Origin of the sequence: Rhodococcus spelaei (assembly GCF_006704125.1) — a bacterium.
Lineage (GTDB): Bacteria > Actinomycetota > Actinomycetes > Mycobacteriales > Mycobacteriaceae > Rhodococcus_G > Rhodococcus_G spelaei.
The window spans coordinates 264716-281358 of sequence record NZ_VIGH01000007.1; the positions used below are offsets into that span (position 1 = coordinate 264716).

Here is a 16643-nt window from a genome sequence, read left to right on the forward strand (position 1 = left end):
CCGGACGCCGCGAATTGGGTTGTGGATCAGCTCTACCCGTAGCGCGCCGCCGCCCACCCAGAAACCGAGTGGCCGTCGCCAGCTGAGCCGCACGGGCAGTGGACTCGCCCACCTACGTCCTCGGGTTATGGATCTTGACGGCGGTGGAGGCAAGGTTCAAGTGCATAGTTCACGATGAAGCCGGTGTTGATCGTCCAGCCCATCAACGCGCGCCGTCAGGCCACCGCCCGCAGGGTAAAGACCAGGAACACAACGGCAAGCGCCCACGCGATGCCGCTGTTTGCGCCGAAAATGAAGCCGAAGACTGTGCGCCAGATCCACAAAATTCCGGGCACCGGGTAGTAGAGCCACGTCGGCGTTGTTCGTCTTGGGTGGGCCCGGCCAGCCCCTCTCGACTACCCCTCGGAGCGATTCTCCGGTGCGGTCGGCGCCACAGCGTCCGGCCCGCCCTCGAGCAGCAGGCGGAAACCGTCCTCGTCCAGGATCGGCACGCCGAGCTGCTCGGCCTTGTCGGCCTTCGACCCGGGGGCCTCTCCGATCACCACGAACGCGGTCTTCTTCGACACCGAGCTCGCGGCCTTGCCGCCGCGCATCAGGATCGCCTCCTTGGCGCCGTCCCGGGTGAAGCCGACCAGCGATCCGGTCACCACGATCGACAGGCCCTCGAGGTTCCGCTCGATCGACTCGTCGCGCGCGTCCTCCATGGAAACACCTGCGCCGCGCCACTTCTCGACGATCTCGCGATGCCAGTCGACCGCGAACCACTCGACGACCGCGGCGGCGATGGTCCCGCCGACACCGTCGACCGCCGCGAGTTCCTCGACGGACGCGTTCTCGATCCGGTCGAGGCTGCCGAACTCCGAGGCCAGCGCGCGGGCCGCAGTGGGCCCGACGTGGCGGATGGACAGGGCGACGAGCACCCGCCACAGCGGCTTGTCCTTCGCCGAGTCCAGGTTGTCGAGCAGTCGCTTGCCGTTCGCGGACAGTGCGCCGGCCTTGGTGGTGAACAGCGCGGTCTTCATCAGGTCGTCGGCGGTGAGCGAGAACAGGTCGCCCTCGTCGACGATCACCCCGGCCCGGAGCAGTTCGGTGGCCGCCTCGTAGCCGAGCACCTCTATGTCGAACGCGCCGCGGCCGGAGACGTGGAAGACCCGCTCGCGCAGCTGCGCCGGGCAGGACCGCTGGTTGGGGCAGCGGATGTCGGCGTCGCCCTCCTTCGCCGGCGCGAGTTCGGTCCCGCACTCGGGGCAGTGCGTCGGCATCACGAATTCGCGTTCGTCGCCGGTGCGCACGTCCACCACCGGTCCGAGAACCTCCGGGATCACCTCTCCCGCCTTGCGGATGGTGACCATGTCGCCGATCAACACGCCCTTGCGCTTGACCTCGGACCCGTTGTGCAGCGTCGCCAGCGAGACCGTCGAGCCGGCCACCGTCACCGGCTCCATGTACGCGAACGGGGTGACCCGTCCGGTACGACCGACGCTGACCCGGATGTCGAGCAGGCGGGTGGTCGCCTCCTCGGGCGGGTACTTGTAGGCGATCGCCCAGCGCGGCGCCCGGGAGGTCGCGCCGAGGCGGCGGTGCAACGCCATCTCGTCGACCTTGACGACCAGGCCGTCGATCTCGTGTTCCACGTCGTGCCGGTGGTCGTCCCAGTAGGCGACCTTCGCGACGACCGCGTCGGCACCCTGGACCCGTGACGTGTGCGTCGACACCGGCAGGCCCCACGCGGCGAGCGCCGTGTAGGCATCGTGCTGGCTGGCCGGCTCGTATCCCTCGATCCGGCCGAGTCCGTGGCAGATCATCCCGAGCCGGCGCTTCGCCGTCACCGCCGGGTTCTTCTGTCGCAGCGAGCCGGCCGCCGAGTTCCGCGGGTTCGCGAACGGCGCCTTGCCGTCGGCCACCAGCGAGGCGTTGAGCGCCTCGAAGTCCTCGAGCCGGAAGAACACCTCACCGCGCACCTCGAGGAGTGTCGGGATCGGGAACTCCTCGCTCGGGGTGAGGGTGTGCGGGATCTCCTCGATGGTGCGGGCGTTGAGGGTGACGTCCTCGCCGGTGCGGCCGTCTCCACGGGTGGCACCGCGCACCAGCCTGCCGTTCTCGTACACCAGGTTCAGCGCGACGCCGTCGATCTTCACCTCGCAGAGGTAGTGCAGGTCGGGTCCAGTCTCGACCTCGACGCGAGCGATCCAGGCGCGCAGTTCGTCCTCGTCGAAGACGTTGTCCAGGCTCAGCATTCGCTCGAGGTGATCGACCGCGGTGAACTCGGTCGCGAAGCCGCCACCGACCAGCTGGGTCGGCGAGTCCGGCGTGCGCAGATCCGGGTGGAGCTCCTCGAGCGCGATCAGCCGGCCGAGCAGCGCGTCGAACTCGCCGTCGGAGACGATCGGCGAGTCCCGCACGTAGTACCGGAACTGGTGTTCGCGCACCTCCTCCGCGAGTCGCTGCCACTCGTCGCGTTCGTCGGCCGTCGCTGCCACGTTGTCGGTCACGCGAAAAAGGCTATCCCAGGCCACCGACCGATTCGGCGGTGTGGACCGCCGCGACGGGCGACGGGGCTAGGGTGTGTCTCCTAATCTCTGTCGGATGCACCTGGCGAGACAATCGTCGTCCTGGAAGGCGGAGGAGGAGCCGATACCGGTGTTGTATCGGCGACGGCGACAACGCCGCAGGGCGGCGATTGGACGCCAGGGGCGCCGAAACGGGGATTGGGAGACAGGCCCTAGATCCGGCAGTGCTAACCGGCGAACAGGACGGCAGCCTTGGCGGACAGCCGTGCCTCGCCCCTCCGGCGGAACACCTCGGCGGGTCGACCGGCGCCGTCGGACTCCCGCCGCTCGGTGGCCTCGAGTGCGTCCCTGACGTGCCTACGGAACGAGTCCTTCTGCAGTGTCAGCCCGAACACCGCCTCGTAGAGTCGGCGCAGTTGCAGCACCGTGAACGACTCGCCCAGCAGCCGATCCGGATCGACCCGCTCCGCGTATCGGGTGCGCAGGTCGTCGACCGCCAACCGCACCATGTCGGCGTGGTCGAAGGCGAGATCCTGCGCCGCCTCGCCGTCGTGCACCTCCACGAGGTCGGCGCCCTCGGGAAGGTCACCGAAGGGAATGACCGCGGTGTGGGCCATCGAGATCACCCAGCCCCGGTTGTCACGGTCCGGATCGTCGAACAGCGCCAGCTGATGAAACCGAGTGCCTGTCAGGCCGGCCTTGTCCCGCAGGGCCCGCACAGCGGCGTCCGCCAGCCGTTCGCCTTCGTGCAGGAACGTCCCGGGCAGCGCCGACTCACCGAGCCGGTGTTCGACCACCACCACCTGAAGTACATCGTCACGACACGTCAGCACCGCAACGTCCACCGCCACCGAGGGTCGCGGGTAGTCCGTCAGCGTCGACCCACTCGTGTCTCTCCATTCAGTCACGCTTGCATGTTAGCTCAATCATGCTCTATATTTAGCGCACTCTTGCTCTAACAGTTGGTGATCCGAGGAGTAGTCGTGAAGTTGAACAGTCAGCAGTGTGACCGCGCGTCCGGAGTCCTGCTCGCTTCGGCGGCGGGCGACGCACTCGGGGCCGGTTACGAGTTCACTTACCCCGCCGCCCAAACCCCCATCGAGATGATCGGTGGCGGACCGTTCCATTGGGAGCCGGGCGAGTGGACCGACGATACTGCCATGGCGCTGGCCATTGCCGAGGTCGCCGCTACCGGTGGCGACATCCGCCGCGGAGCCGGACTCGACGCGGTGGCCGCACAGTTCGTCCGCTGGTTCGACTCGAAGCCGAAGGACATCGGCAACCAGACCAGCGCGGTGCTCTCGGCCCGTCCCGCCGGCGCCGCCGCGATGCAGGCCCGCGCCAGGGCCCTGACCGGGCGCAAGGCGGGCAACGGTTCGTTGATGCGCACCGCCCCGGTCGCGCTCGCCTACCTCGACGACGAAAAGGGTTGCCTGGATGCGGCATCCGCGATCAGTTCGCTGACCCACGACGACCCGACCGCCGCCCAGGCCTGCCAGCTGTGGACCCACGCGATCCGGCACGCAGTCCTGCACGGCACCTTCGATGGCGTCCGAGGCTACCTCAAGGTCGCCGCGGCAGACGTCGCCGAGTTCTGGGGTCCGCTGCTCGATCAAGCCGAGAACGGCACGCCCGCAGACTTTTCCAACAACGGGTGGGTCGTGCACGCCCTGCAGACCGCGTGGTGGGCGATCACGTCCACCGACGATTCCGACGATCGGCACCTGCCGCGCGCCCTCGAAGCAGCGGTCCGCGCCGGCGGCGACACGGACACCACCGCCGCCATCGCCGGTGGCCTGCTCGGCGCCCGGTGGGGCGCGTCCGCAGTCCCGGCCGGCTGGCGACGGATCCTGCACGGCTGGCCCGGACACACCGCACCGGATCTGGTGCGGCTCGCCATGGAGACCGTGCGGGGCGGGCGGGACGACGACCAGGCGACGACCTCGATCAGGGTCGTCCGTGGCGACATCACCGCCGTGCATGCCGACGCAATCATCAACGCCGCCAACAGTTCCCTGCTCGGCGGGGGCGGTGTCGACGGAGCCATCCACCGGGCCGGCGGACCGGCCGTGCTCGATGCCTGCAAGACATTGCGCGCCACCACCCTGCCCGACGGCCTCGCGGTGGGTGCGGCCGTCGCGACCACGGCAGGAAACCTCCCGGCGCAGTGGATCATCCACACCGTCGGCCCGCGGCATTCCACCACCGAGGACCGCACGGACCTGCTGCGATCTGCCTACACGCGGAGTCTCACGCTCGCCGACTCGCTCGGCGCGCGCACCGTCGCCTTCCCCCTGATCTCCGCGGGAGCGTACGGCTGGCCCCGACACGACGCCGTGAACGTGGCCGTCGACGCGGTCACCACCGCGACCACCGACGTCGACGTTGTCACCCTGGTGGCCTACGACGACGAGACGGCAACCCTGATTCGCCGGGCGCTCACGCGCTGACGCGATGCCGACGAGTCCGGCTGCAACAGCGCCGCAGCCGGACTCGGTTCAGTGCTCGACAGGTTCGATGCCGAGGCGCTCGTTGGCGGCCTGGTAGAGCGCGACCACCTCGGTGCGGATGGAGGCGCGGTCGGTGACCGGTCCGAGCCACGGCACCCGAACGGCCTTCTCGGCGCCGTCGACCGTCGCCGTCCATTCGCCGGCCTCGGTGTCGAGTCCGGTCATGGTGGCCGCGGCGGCGGTGGGTTCTGCGAAGGCGCGCACGATGGTCAGGTTGTCCGTGGCGTGGTCGCCGTTCATGTGGCCGATGACCGCGGCGATGACGGCCGCGTCGAAGTTACTCATGGGGCGATCGTAGTGCCACTGGTGCGCTGTCCCGGGGGCCCCGCCGTTCAGTGGCTCAGGAGTCGAACTCGGCGCCGTCGGCGAACGCCCGCGCGACTTCGGCGGAACGTCGCAACGCCTCGCGCGCCCAGCCGGCACTCGCGCCGGCCAGCCCGCATCGTGGTGTGACGACGACCCGGTCGGCGAGCACGGCCCGCGGGAAACCCAGACGGTCGACGAGCGTGACCGCCGGTTCGGCGAGCGCCCGCCAGCCGGGAACACGGTCCGGCGCGACGGTCGGGACCAGACCCAGCGCCAACGACAGCCCGGCCTCGAGCGCCTCGCCGACCCCGTCGAGGTCCGCGGCCCTCAGCAGGCTCACGTCCAGCCCGATCATCTGTGCCCCGCTGCGCCGCAACAGGTCCAGCGGCGCGCCCGCCGCGCAGCAGTGCACCAGCACCGGGACCTCCACCTGCCCGACCACCGACTGCAGCACCGACAGTGCCTCCGGTTCGGGCATCGCGCGGGGCGTCTGCAGGATCGACACCCCCGACAGGGAACCGTCCAGCACTGCGGGCAGGCTCGGCTCGTCGAACTGCACGACCACCGGCGAGCCGAGCCGGCGCGTGAGTTCGGCGACGTGCGCGCGCACGCCCTCGGTCAGCGACTCCGCGAGGTCCCGGACCGCGCCGGGATCGGTGAGCGCTCGGTGCCCGCCGAACAGTTCCAGCTGCGCGGCCAGGGTCAGCGGACCCACCGACTGCGTCTTGACCGGCTGGTCAGTGCCGCGCAGCCCGGCGACCTCCCAGGACTCCTCGAGCGCGTCGAGGTCGCGGGCCAGCAGGTCCCGCGCCGTGCGGGTGACCTTCCCGGGCCGCTGCGCGATGCGATAGCCGGTGGTCGAGGTGTCGAGCGGCAGGTCGACCAGCAGTGCCGCCGCGCGGCCGATCATGTCCGCGCCGAGCCCGCGGGCGGGCAACTCGACCAGGTGCGGCAACGCCGACAGTTCGCCGACCGAGACGGCGCCGGCCTCGCGGGGATCGGTGCCGGGCCAGGAGCCGACGCCGGTCGCGATCCCGACCGGGATCGACGCCGACGTCACCGACGGTCCGAGCCGGTGCCGGCGATGGTGCCGCTGCCGAGCACGACGTCGCCTGCCGGGTCCGGCCGGTACAGCACGACCGCCTGACCGCGCGCGACGCCGGTCAGCGGCTCGCGCAGCTGCACGTCGAGCCCGCCGTCGACGGTGGCCTCGACCACGGCCTGCGCCAGTCCGCCGTGCGCGCGCACCTGCACGACGCATTCGACGGGGCCGGTGGGCGCGACGCCCGACGTCCAGATCGCGCGGTCGGCCGCGATCGACCACACCTGCAGTCGCTCGGCCGAACCCACCTTCACGGTGCCGGTCTCGGGCTCGATCTCGGTGACGTAGCGCGGCTTGCCGTCCGCCGCCGGGCCCTCGACGCCGAGTCCCTTGCGCTGGCCGATGGTGAAACCGTGCACGCCCTCGTGGTCGGCGAGTTCCTCGCCGGAGTCGGCGTCGACGATCTTGCCGGGCCGGATCCCGATCTTCGCGCCGAGGAACGCACGGGTGTCCCCGGACGGGATGAAGCAGATGTCGTGGCTGTCGGGCTTGTCCGCGACGGCGAGCCCACGCTCGGCGGCCTCGGCGCGGATCTGCGGCTTCGGGGTGTCGCCGACCGGGAACATCGCCCGCGACAACTGCGCCGCGGTGAGCACGCCCAGCACGTACGACTGGTCCTTGTCCGCGTCCACCGCGCGGCGCAGCACCCCGTCGGTGAGCTGCGCGTAGTGCCCGGTGGCGACGGCGTCGAAGCCGAGCGCGAGCGCGCGGTCGGCCAGCGCGGCGAACTTGATCTTCTCGTTGCAGCGCAGGCACGGGTTGGGTGTCTCGCCGGCGGCGTAGGACTCGATGAAGTCCTCGATCACGTCTTCCTTGAACCGGTCCGCGAAATCCCAGACGTAGAACGGGATCCCGAGGACGTCGGCCGCGCGGCGGGCGTCGCCGGCGTCCTCCTTGGAGCAGCACCCACGCGAGCCGGTGCGCAGGGTCCCCGGCGCGGTGGACAGCGCCAGGTGCACCCCGACCACCTCGTGTCCGGCCTCGACGGCGCGCGCCGCGGCCACCGCGGAGTCCACTCCGCCACTCATCGCCGCCAGTACTCGCATCAGCGCACTCCTCCCCGTGATCCCGCGCCGGCAAGTCCAGCGGCCCTTGCTCTTTCGACGACCTGCGGTAGCGCCGCAACGAGTGCGTCCACATCTGCGTCGGTCGAGGTGTGCCCGAGCGAGAACCGCAATGATCCGCGCGCCAACCGGGAGTCGACGCCCATCGCGATCAGCACGTGACTGGCGCTCGCCACTCCGGCCGTACACGCCGATCCGGTGGAGCACTCGATGCCGGCCGCGTCCAGCAGCATGAGCAGCGAATCACCCTCGCAACCGGGAAAGGTGAAGTGCGCGTTGCCCGGCAGCCGGTCGGCACCGCGCGGTCCGTTGAGCACCGCGCCGTCGATCACCGACGCCACACCGTCCAGCAGGCGGTCGCGCAACCGGGTCAGTTCCGTGGTTCGGGAGTCCAGATCCGTCACGGTCTTTCGCAGCGCGGTCGCCATCGACACCACCGACGCGGTGTCCAGGGTTCCGGCGCGCAGGTCGCGTTCGTGACCACCGCCGTGCAGCAGCGGAACACACGGCACCGTCCGGCCGAGCAGCAACGCACCGGTTCCGTGCGGTCCGCCGAACTTGTGTGCGGCAACGCTCAGCGCGGACAGTCCGCTGCTCGCGAAGTCCACCGGCAGCTGAGCGGCGGCCTGCACCGCGTCGCTGTGGATCGGGATGCCGAATTCGGCTGCGACGGCGGACAGTTCCGCGATCGGCATGATCGAACCGACCTCGTTGTTGGCCCACATGACCGTGATCAGGGCGGTCTCGTCGCCGTGGCGTTCGAGCTCGGCGCGCAGCACGGCGGGGTCGACGCGGCACTGCGCGTCCACGGGCAGCCACGTCACCTCCGCGCCCTCGTGCAAGGCCAGCCACTCCACGGCGTCGAGGACGGCGTGGTGCTCGACGGCACTCGCGACGATGCGACGGCGGCGCGGGTCGGCATCGCGGCGCGCCCAGTAGATCCCCTTGACCGCGAGATTGTCGGACTCGGTACCACCGGAGGTGAACAGGACCTCCGACGGCCGTGCGCCGAGGTCGGCCGCGATCGACTCGCGCGACTCCTCGACACGGCGGCGCGCCGCCCGCCCGGATCCGTGCAGCGACGACGCGTTGCCGACCGTCGACAGCACCTCCGTCATGGCGTGGACCGCCTCGGGAAGCATCGGGGTGGTCGCGGCGTGATCGAGGTACACCGGAGCGGACCGCGGGGTGTCACTGCGGCCGGGAGTACGGGGGCGAGGCGAATTCATGTCCCGACCAGGATAGCCCGTCGCCACATCCCGCCCCGACGGGCGACTGCGCTGGTAGGCGCGTCAGGATGCGAATGTGGCGCGCCCCACCAGGGTGCGCTCGAGAATCTCGTGTGCGACCGTGTCGGCGTCGCACCGCACCAGCGCCTCGCACCGCGCCGCCAGTTCGCGGCGATCGGTGCCCGGTTCCAGCAGCGGCGCCAACCGGACCTCGACCTCGATCCGGCGCAGCCGCACGATCCGGCGCAGCGACGCGGCCATGGTCTGGTCGCCGACGAAACAGACAGCGGTGTCGAGTTCGCCGCCGGCCCGGCAGTACCGGATGCCGATCGGCGCCACCAGCGCCCCCGCATCGATCGCGGACTGGAACATCGCGGGGCGGAGCCTGCCGTAGGCCCGGCCGCACCAGGTGGTGCCCTCCGGGAACGCGACCACCCGGGCCCCGCCCCGCATCCGCTCGGCCGCCTCGTCCACGGCACCCGGCAGTTCGCTCAGTCGGCCCCGGTCGATCGGAATGACCCGCATGCGTCGGGCCAGTGTGCCGAGCAGCGGCCAGTCGAGCAGGTCGGCCCTGGCGACGAAGTCCGCGGGTTCGAGGGCGCTGAGCACCAGCACGTCCGTCCAGGACACGTGCCCCGCCACCACCAGTACGCCTCGGCCGAGCGACTGCTCGGCTCGGCCGTCGTCGTGCACCCGCATCCGCAGGCCCATCCCCCGCAGCGCGGCCCGCGCGTAGCCCCGCTGCAGTCGACGTCGCCAGCGCCCGGGCAGGATCCCACCGGCGAGCAGCACCGGCAGGGTCAGCAGCATGGCGGCGAGCATCGCGTACCGGCCGGCGACACGCACCACCCCGGCCCGCTCGGAGGCGGCGGGCACGCAGCCGTCGCCGCAGGGACTCGACGGCATCCACTGGTGGTTCACCGGGTGATCACCGGGACCTGCGCCGCGACCGACCGCAGCCGGTCCAGGTACCGGTCGTTGGCCTGGTCCATGCCCAGCAGCGCGACGAAGTCCGCGACGCCGAAGTCGGGGTCGTGCGCGGGTTCCCCGCAGACCTTCGCGCCGAGCCGCAGATAGCCGCGCAGCAGCGGCGGCAGGACCGCCCGACCCGACCGCGTCGGCGCCGCGTCCGGCATCGGCACGGGGCGGATCGGCCGGACCCGACGGTCCGGGGCGGTCGCGTGCCCGGCGAGCAACAGGTCGCGGACCGCGCGGACGTTGGCTCCGGGAACGTCGTCCGGGAGCGCCCGCATCGGCACCGACACGCAGCCCATCGCCCAGCGGTAGCCGGTGAGGTCGAGGTAGTTGAGGATGCCGGCCCACATCAACCCGAGCACCGACCCGGTGCGGTGGTCCGGGTGTACGCAGGCCCGGCCCATCTCGACCAGTCCCGGGCGCAGGAGGTCGAGTGCGCTGACGTCGAACTCGGTGGCCGCGTACAGCCCGCCCGCGGCGGTCGCCGCGTCCGGGGTGAGCATCCGGTAGCAGCCGACCACCTCGTCGGTCAGCTCGTCGCGCACGAGCAGGTGGTCGCTGTACTCGTCGAAGTGATCGGCGTCGAGGCCGTCGGTGATGCCGCGGACGGCGGACTCGAAGCCCGGTTCGGCGGCGAAGACCTGGTAGCGAAGTCGTTGCGCCGCCGTCCGGTGTTCCCGATCGGAGGACAGCAGCAGGGTGTACCGCGGTGCGGTGAGGGTGGCGAGCCGATCCTGGGCGAGAGCCTCGGTGGGGGTCACGCATCGAAGAGTCGGGCATCCGGGCTGCGAACCGGCGTCAGCGCAGTGACACGTCGGCGGCGGGCCGGTGAACACCCACCAGCGATGGTTTTCGACTTGAATTGGCTCGCCGTCTCGCGTTCGAACTGACGGGTTCGTAGCGTGCCGTAGGTGACCGTGGGGATGGCTCGGTGGCTTCCTGTCACCCGTCCGGATGCAGGGTTGGCTCAAAGAGGGTTCTGCCCTCCCCACGGTCTCCGTTCGCTGCCTGGCTCAACAGAGGACCGTCGCCGAACGATGCGACCGGAAGTCGGAATGCCGGCGGCGGATACGCCTCCCACCAACGCAAGATGGCGGAAGGCAAGACTTCCCGCGAGGCCATGCGACGCCTCAAACCGCAAGTCGCCAAGAAGCTCTGGCGCACCATGCGCGACGACTATCAACTGTCACGCGAACTTGCCGACCTCGACCCGAATCCGGCCGCTAAGTTTCGCGCTCAGCTGGGTTGACTGGGAGGGACTCTCCCAGCGATCCCCACCAATGGATACCAGCGGCGTCTGGCTTCAATTTCCGCGCCACGGTTCCCAGCGGCTCGCCGAGGTCTCCGGCGGCAACGTCCTGCCCGAACCGCACAGGATCCTCAGCGGCCGCACCGTTCGGGTAGTCGTCCACCGTTCGACGAATACCCAATGTGCTCGGGTACCCGTGGTACCGGTACACCACACAGAACGCCACATCTCCTTCAACCCAGGCGTCGATGACACCGACACCCCACACCATGGACCACGAATTGCTGGCGACACTCGCGAGACATGCATGAAGTGCGCGACACGACCATGCCTCCGTAGGCCGCTCGAACAGTTCAATCAACTGCCGATGACGCTGCGTCATCCGCGGTTGCGTAGGTGAGTAGGTTCGGCTCGCCACCTCGCGATCACCGAAAAAGTCCTCATCGGTCGTGAAGTTCCACGGCATACGGCAACCCTAATCTGGGGTCCCCGAATCAGACACGCAGTCACGTAGGGCGAGCTCCTCGAAGAACGGTGCAGGTCGACGCTTCCGACTTGTATGGGTTCGCGGCCTCGCGTTCGAACTGACGGGTTATTGGCGTGCCGTGTGACCGTGGGGATGGCTCGAGGCGCTTCCTGCCACCCGTCCGGCCGAAGGGTTGGCTCAAAGAGGGTTCTGTCCTCCCCACGGTTCCCGTTCGTGGCTTGGCTCAACAGAGGACCGTCGCCGAAGGATGCGACCGGAAGTCGGAATGCCGGCCGCGGATACCCCCTGTCCACTCGCATGGAAGAGGCCCGCCTCGGTGATCGTGATTGGTATCGACCCACACAAGTCCACCCACACCGCCACCGCCGTCGACCCGGCGTCGAATACCGACCTCGGGTCGATCCGGATCAGTTCATCGTTCCTCGCCCGTACCGGCAACCCCACCAGATTCGCGAACGAGGCCGAGTTTGCGAGCTACACCGGCACCGCGCCAGTCGAGGTCGCCAGCGCCGACAAGCAGCGCCACCGACTCTCCCGTGGCGGCGACCGGACCCTCGACGCCGCCATCCACATCGTCGCCGTGCCCCAGGCGCGGACACCGATGAGCCCCGGCTACGGATATCACCGCCGCAGGATCGAGGAGGGCAAGACGCCACGCGAGGCGATGCGCTGCCTGAAAAGGAAGGTTGCGAAACGACTTTGGCGCACGATGCGTGACGACCAACTGGGCAGGTTGACGGCGCACGCCGCGGCAATCGCACGAGGAGTCAGGGGCTCACCCTCGACTCGTGATTTGAAATCTGTCAATATTGACGGGTGTCGAATCAGGAATCGTCGGAGATCGGCGCTTGTTGTGCGCCGCTGGCGCGCGAGCCGCTGACCCAGGACTGGGCGGGTGACCTGGCCCGGATGTTCAAGGCGCTCGGCGATCCGGTCCGTCTGCGACTGCTGAGCCTGGTTGCCAGTCATGCCGGCGGAGAGGCCTGCGTATGCGACATCTCCGAGTCGTTCGAGCTGTCTCAGCCGACCATCTCGCACCACCTCAAGGTGCTGCGCGAGGCGGGGTTGCTGGACTGCGAGCGACGGGGCACCTGGGTCTACTACCGGGCGATCCCCGCTGCGCTGCAGCAACTCTCGGCCGTGCTGCTCACCGAGGGTGAACCCGCTGCGGCGTCCGAGGCCTGCACGGAGGTTCCCGCGTGACCACGACAACCGAACATTCCGTGGTCGTCGGCAAGCTGGCCACCCTCGACCGCTACCTGCCCGTCTGGATCGGCGCGGCAATGGTCGCCGGACTGCTCCTCGGACGCGCGATCCCCGGACTGGACACTGCGATCGGGAGGGTGCAGATCGACGGCATCTCGTTGCCGATCGCGCTCGGCCTGCTGGTCATGATGTACCCGGTGCTGGCGAAGGTCCGCTACGACCGCCTCGACACCGTCACCGGCGACCGCAGGCTCCTGATCGGCTCACTGGTGCTGAACTGGGTCCTCGGGCCCGCACTGATGTTCGCCCTCGCCTGGATCTTCCTGCCGGACCTGCCCGAGTACCGGACCGGGCTGATCATCGTCGGCCTGGCCCGGTGCATCGCGATGGTGATCATCTGGAACGACCTCGCGTGCGGGGACCGCGAGGCCGCGGCCGTCCTGGTCGCGATCAACTCCGTCTTCCAGGTGCTCATGTTCGCCGTCCTCGGCTGGTTCTACCTCTCGGTGCTGCCCGGCTGGCTCGGACTGGAGCAGACCACTATCGACACCTCGCCGTGGCAGATCGCCAAATCGGTGTTGATCTTCCTCGGCATCCCGCTGCTCGCTGGTTACCTGAGCCGCCGCTTTGGCGAGAAGGCCAGGGGGCGCGACTGGTACGAGTCCACGTTCCTACCGAGGATCGGCCCGTGGGCGCTGTACGGGCTGCTGTTCACCATCGTGATCCTCTTCGCGCTGCAGGGCGACCAGATCACCTCCCGTCCCCTCGACGTGGTGCGAATCGCGATCCCGCTGCTCGCGTATTTCGCGATCATGTGGGGCGGCGGCTACCTTCTCGGCGCCGCACTGGGATTGGGCTACCAGCGCACCACCACGCTCGCGTTCACCGCGGCGGGCAACAACTTCGAACTCGCCATCGCCGTCGCCATAGCGACGTACGGCGCGACGTCCGGCCAGGCGCTGGCCGGGGTGGTCGGTCCGCTCATCGAGGTCCCCGTCCTCGTCGGGCTCGTCTACGTCTCCCTCGCACTGCGCAAACGCTTCACCAGCACACCCGTGTCCGCCTGACCGACTTCGTCTCCCGAAAGGACCGTTCATGTCCACGACACCGAGCGTGTTGTTCGTCTGCGTCCACAACGCCGGCCGCTCCCAGATGGCCGCCGGATTCCTCACCCACCTCGCCGGCGAGTCGATCGAAGTCCGCTCCGCCGGCAGCGCACCCGCCGAGACGATCAACTCCGCGGCCGTCGAGGCGATGGCCGAGGTCGGCGTCGACATCTCGATGCAGTCGCCGAAGATCCTCACCCCCGACGCAGTCGAATCCTCGACCGTGGTGATCACCATGGGCTGCGGCGACGCGTGCCCGGTGTTCCCCGGAATCAGCTACCGCGACTGGGCCCTCGACGATCCGGCAGGCAAGGGCGTCGAGGCCGTCCGCCCGATCCGGGACCAGATACGCGAGCGTGTCGAAGCGCTGATCGCCGAACTCGTTCCCGCGACCACCTGAGACGAGGACCCCTCGATGACCAGACCCTCTGTGCTGTTCGTGTGCGTCAAGAACGGCGGTAAGTCGCAGATGGCCGCCGGCCTGATGCGAGCCGCCGCCGGCGACACCGTCGACGTCCACTCGGCCGGAACGAAACCCGGCGCTGCGATCAACGCCCTCTCCGCAGAATCCCTGCTCGAAGTGGGTGTCGACATCACCGGCGAGCACCCGAAGCCCATCGACGCGCAGCTCGTGCGCGACGTCGACGTCGACGTCCCCCTCGGCACCGAGGCTCACCTCGACCCGGTGCCCGGCACCCGATTCGAGAACTGGGACACCGACGAACCGTCCGAGCGCGGCATCGACGGCATCGAGCGGATGCGCCTGGTCCGCGACGACATCGCTGCCCGCGTCACCGACCTCGCAGCAGGCCTACGGAATCACGACTGACCGCCTGCCCGGCTCCGAGCCTCCGGGCCGGGCAGGCGGTGTGTCGTTCAGCAGCAGGACGTTCCGGCGGGTGCATTCTCCTCGGCGGCGGTGCCGCAGCACACGCCACCTTCGGTCTCGGGGTCGAGGTGCTGGGGGCTCGAGCCGAAGGTCTCGGAGTCGGCGAGCACGGTGTAGACCTCCCACTTCTCCCCGGCCGGGCCGGTCACCCACACCTTGTCCTGGGTGGCGAAGCAACAGGTGGTGCCGATCTCCTCGTCGGTGAACAAGCCTTCCCCAGTCAGTCGCGCGATCTCCTCGTGCACCTTCGTCGACGATTCGACCTCGACGCCGAGGTGGTTGATGGTGCCGCCCTGGCCGGGGTTCTCGAGCAGTACGAGCTTGAGCGGCGGTTCGGCGATGGCGAAGTTCGCGTAGCCGGGCTTGAGCTTCGCCGGCTGGGTATTGAACAGCTTGGAGTAGAACATGACCGCCTGCTGCAGGTCGTCGACGTTGAGAGCGAGCTGGGCGCGTGACATGACAGCCTCCATGGATGTGACTTATGTCGAATAAGGGGACGGCTACAGCCTCCCACCTTTTCGACATAAGTCAAGAAACTAGGTAGTATCGACCCCATGCCGAAGGCCCTGCCGATCGTCGATGTGAGCGCGCCCATCTGCTGCGCCCCCGTGTCCGCCGCGCCGATGAGCGACGACACGGCCCTCCAGGTCGCACTGCGCCTGAAGGCGCTGGCCGATCCGGTCCGGATCAAGCTGATGTCGATCCTGCTCACCGCGGACGGCGGCGAGGTCTGCACCTGCGACCTGGCCACCGGCGTCGGCCTCGCCGAATCGACCGTCAGCCACCACCTCGGCCAGCTCAAGAAGGCCGGCATGGTCGCGCCCACACGCCGCGGCATGAACGTCTTCTACAGCGCCCGGACCGACTCCCTCGACGCACTGCGCCTGGTCCTCGACCCGAACTGCTGCACGTAGCCGCCCGGCCAGAGGGCGAATCAGTTAGGTTGCGGGCCGCGGGCTTACGTCCCTGAACAGGAAAAATGGTGCGGGCCGATGCTTCCCTCATCGACCCGCACCAAACTCGGTTGCCTCGGCGTTCGAACGAAGTTCCTGCTTGACTTACACAGAGACATCTCAGTTTGCTAAGGCGCAAGTGGTTGCGGCGCATCTGTGGTCAGAAGCCGTTTCACTGCACTATTCAAGGCGTGGGCTGCTCCGGAGACTTCTCCAGCCTGTTCTCACCGCGCGTTATCGACCCTCAGAGAGTGCGCCGCCGGAGGGTCTGCCTACCGCTGATTCGGCGCGTCGCTCACCAGGCGGTAGAGCACGTAACCGACGAACCACAGCGTCATGGCTATGGCGAGTGCGAGAAGGACGTCGAAGAAGATCACCACTGGATGCTCCAATCTGAAAGATTTCTCCACGTGGAGAGGGCCGCCTCACGATAAACTCTCCGCATGGAGAAGTCCACGCGGGAGGCTCTGCTCGATGCCGGATTGGAGCTACTCGGCAGAGTCGGGTTCCGAGGCTGGTCGATGCGAGGTGTCGAAGACGAGGCCGGCGTCCCACACGGCACAGCCCGGCATCACTTCGCGAACCAACGCGGTTTGGTTCTGAGGATGGTCCGTCACCTACTCGACGGAGACTTGCCGTCTCCAGGGGAAACCCCACATCAACAGACTGCACGGTGGCTCGATGTAGAGGCAGGGAGAACCCGTGCCCGCTACGAACTCATCGTCGCCTCATTTCACGACGACGAGCTCGCGACGGAATTGGTTCACGGCAGGGACCGCCTCGTTGCAGTTCTGTGCGAACGCGGCTTGACGAAGGCCGACGCTGCCCAGCTTGCAGCCGCGCTGGATGGAATGGTGCTCGACGCTCTACTGCGGCGATTGCCCCCTGAATCTGTTGATCCGCAACGGATCATCAACCGATTCTCGTCGTAACGCGCAGCAGTAGTCCATTCCGCTCCACCACTTCGTCAGATCCGCGGGCTCTGTCTCGAAGGTGCAGTTAACAGGGCGCTCATACGTGGGATCAGGCGCTTGGTTGGAGTAGCGTCTCGATTCAG

Annotated in this window: 18 protein-coding genes and 1 pseudogene; 9 read left to right on the top strand and 10 right to left on the bottom strand. The window is 68.9% G+C overall.

Translation table 11 applies throughout. The features are described 5' to 3' along the window. Positions 1–221: 221 nt before the first annotated feature. The 3 genes and pseudogenes from FK531_RS22740 to FK531_RS16660 all read right to left on the bottom strand — a co-directional run. Positions 222–335: pseudogene (locus FK531_RS22740) on the bottom strand (membrane protein insertase YidC); the annotation flags it as partial. Positions 336–395: 60 nt separating this feature from the next. Beyond that, positions 396–2492, bottom strand: a complete 2097-nt coding sequence (gene ligA, locus FK531_RS16655) for an NAD-dependent DNA ligase LigA (protein WP_246098211.1) — start codon at positions 2490–2492, stop codon at positions 396–398. Between the two features lie 245 nt (positions 2493–2737). Beyond that, positions 2738–3418 (bottom strand): NUDIX hydrolase, encoded by a 681-nt coding sequence (locus tag FK531_RS16660; RefSeq protein WP_142101267.1) that lies wholly within the window; start codon positions 3416–3418, stop codon positions 2738–2740. A gap of 75 nt (positions 3419–3493) precedes the next feature. On the opposite strand from FK531_RS16660, the gene FK531_RS23075 reads away from it, so the two are divergent. Then, complete coding sequence (locus FK531_RS23075; protein WP_142101269.1) at positions 3494–4960, top strand: O-acetyl-ADP-ribose deacetylase; 1467 nt, start codon at positions 3494–3496, stop codon at positions 4958–4960. Between the two features lie 48 nt (positions 4961–5008). Here FK531_RS23075 and FK531_RS16670 read toward each other — a convergent pair whose 3' ends face one another. From FK531_RS16670 to FK531_RS16695, 6 genes are all read right to left on the bottom strand, one after another. Further along, the gene (locus FK531_RS16670) at positions 5009–5305 is read right to left on the bottom strand and encodes a DUF2470 domain-containing protein (RefSeq protein WP_142101271.1); all 297 of its coding nucleotides are present in this window, start codon (positions 5303–5305) and stop codon (positions 5009–5011) included. Between the two features lie 55 nt (positions 5306–5360). Beyond that, positions 5361–6386: a methionine synthase gene (locus FK531_RS16675; protein ID WP_142101273.1), complete on the bottom strand. Its 1026-nt coding sequence runs from the start codon at positions 6384–6386 to the stop codon at positions 5361–5363. After that, positions 6383–7474: a tRNA 2-thiouridine(34) synthase MnmA gene (gene mnmA, locus FK531_RS16680; protein ID WP_142101275.1), complete on the bottom strand. Its 1092-nt coding sequence runs from the start codon at positions 7472–7474 to the stop codon at positions 6383–6385. The genes FK531_RS16675 and mnmA overlap by 4 nt, the downstream gene beginning before the upstream one ends. Then, entirely contained in the window at positions 7474–8721 is a 1248-nt protein-coding gene (locus FK531_RS16685) for a cysteine desulfurase family protein (protein ID WP_142101277.1), read from the bottom strand. The genes mnmA and FK531_RS16685 overlap by 1 nt, the downstream gene beginning before the upstream one ends. Positions 8722–8784: 63 nt before the next feature. Next, positions 8785–9627: a lysophospholipid acyltransferase family protein gene (locus FK531_RS16690; RefSeq protein ID WP_142101279.1), complete on the bottom strand. Its 843-nt coding sequence runs from the start codon at positions 9625–9627 to the stop codon at positions 8785–8787. An 11-nt stretch (positions 9628–9638) separates the two neighbouring features. Continuing rightward, the gene (locus FK531_RS16695; protein WP_142101281.1) at positions 9639–10457 is read right to left on the bottom strand and encodes a GNAT family N-acetyltransferase; all 819 of its coding nucleotides are present in this window, start codon (positions 10455–10457) and stop codon (positions 9639–9641) included. 329 nt (positions 10458–10786) lie between these two features. On the opposite strand from FK531_RS16695, the gene FK531_RS22450 reads away from it, so the two are divergent. The 6 genes from FK531_RS22450 (at position 10787) to FK531_RS16725 (ending at position 14573) form a co-directional block, all read left to right on the top strand. Continuing rightward, positions 10787–10945 (top strand): hypothetical protein, encoded by a 159-nt coding sequence (locus FK531_RS22450; protein ID WP_181762993.1) that lies wholly within the window; start codon positions 10787–10789, stop codon positions 10943–10945. A gap of 803 nt (positions 10946–11748) precedes the next feature. Then, on the top strand, positions 11749–12312 hold the full coding sequence (locus tag FK531_RS22755; protein ID WP_246098212.1) for a transposase: 564 nt from the start codon (positions 11749–11751) through the stop codon (positions 12310–12312). Further along, entirely contained in the window at positions 12249–12635 is a 387-nt protein-coding gene (locus FK531_RS16710) for an ArsR/SmtB family transcription factor (protein ID WP_142101283.1), read from the top strand. The genes FK531_RS22755 and FK531_RS16710 overlap by 64 nt, the downstream gene beginning before the upstream one ends. Beyond that, positions 12632–13705 (top strand): ACR3 family arsenite efflux transporter, encoded by a 1074-nt coding sequence (gene arsB, locus FK531_RS16715; protein ID WP_142101285.1) that lies wholly within the window; start codon positions 12632–12634, stop codon positions 13703–13705. The genes FK531_RS16710 and arsB overlap by 4 nt, the downstream gene beginning before the upstream one ends. A gap of 28 nt (positions 13706–13733) precedes the next feature. Beyond that, entirely contained in the window at positions 13734–14144 is a 411-nt protein-coding gene (locus FK531_RS16720) for an arsenate reductase ArsC (protein ID WP_142101287.1), read from the top strand. A gap of 15 nt (positions 14145–14159) precedes the next feature. After that, positions 14160–14573, top strand: coding sequence for an arsenate-mycothiol transferase ArsC (locus tag FK531_RS16725; protein ID WP_142101288.1), 414 nt, complete (start codon positions 14160–14162; stop codon positions 14571–14573). Between the two features lie 47 nt (positions 14574–14620). Here the strand turns inward: FK531_RS16725 and FK531_RS16730 are convergent, their stop codons facing one another. Beyond that, the gene (locus tag FK531_RS16730; protein ID WP_142101290.1) at positions 14621–15091 is read right to left on the bottom strand and encodes an ArsI/CadI family heavy metal resistance metalloenzyme; all 471 of its coding nucleotides are present in this window, start codon (positions 15089–15091) and stop codon (positions 14621–14623) included. Between the two features lie 96 nt (positions 15092–15187). On the opposite strand from FK531_RS16730, the gene FK531_RS16735 reads away from it, so the two are divergent. After that, entirely contained in the window at positions 15188–15547 is a 360-nt protein-coding gene (locus FK531_RS16735) for an Rv2640c family ArsR-like transcriptional regulator (protein ID WP_142101292.1), read from the top strand. A 482-nt stretch (positions 15548–16029) separates the two neighbouring features. Continuing rightward, positions 16030–16518, top strand: coding sequence for a TetR/AcrR family transcriptional regulator (locus FK531_RS16740; RefSeq protein WP_142101294.1), 489 nt, complete (start codon positions 16030–16032; stop codon positions 16516–16518). The last annotated feature ends 125 nt before the right edge of the window (positions 16519–16643 follow it).

What these genes read in the sequence shown, in the direction of transcription:
- FK531_RS16670 (WP_142101271.1), bottom strand. Translation starts at nt 5,305, where the DNA reads ATGAGTAACTTCGACGCGGCCGTCATCGCCGCGGTCATCGGCCACATG.
- mnmA (WP_142101275.1), bottom strand. Translation starts at nt 7,474, where the DNA reads ATGCGAGTACTGGCGGCGATGAGTGGCGGAGTGGACTCCGCGGTGGCC.
- FK531_RS16685 (WP_142101277.1), bottom strand. Translation starts at nt 8,721, where the DNA reads ATGAATTCGCCTCGCCCCCGTACTCCCGGCCGCAGTGACACCCCGCGG.
- FK531_RS16690 (WP_142101279.1), bottom strand. Translation starts at nt 9,627, where the DNA reads ATGCCGTCGAGTCCCTGCGGCGACGGCTGCGTGCCCGCCGCCTCCGAG.
- FK531_RS22450 (WP_181762993.1), top strand. Translation starts at nt 10,787, where the DNA reads ATGGCGGAAGGCAAGACTTCCCGCGAGGCCATGCGACGCCTCAAACCG.
- FK531_RS16720 (WP_142101287.1), top strand. Translation starts at nt 13,734, where the DNA reads ATGTCCACGACACCGAGCGTGTTGTTCGTCTGCGTCCACAACGCCGGC.
- FK531_RS16725 (WP_142101288.1), top strand. Translation starts at nt 14,160, where the DNA reads ATGACCAGACCCTCTGTGCTGTTCGTGTGCGTCAAGAACGGCGGTAAG.
- FK531_RS16730 (WP_142101290.1), bottom strand. Translation starts at nt 15,091, where the DNA reads ATGTCACGCGCCCAGCTCGCTCTCAACGTCGACGACCTGCAGCAGGCG.
- FK531_RS16735 (WP_142101292.1), top strand. Translation starts at nt 15,188, where the DNA reads ATGCCGAAGGCCCTGCCGATCGTCGATGTGAGCGCGCCCATCTGCTGC.
- FK531_RS16740 (WP_142101294.1), top strand. Translation starts at nt 16,030, where the DNA reads ATGGAGAAGTCCACGCGGGAGGCTCTGCTCGATGCCGGATTGGAGCTA.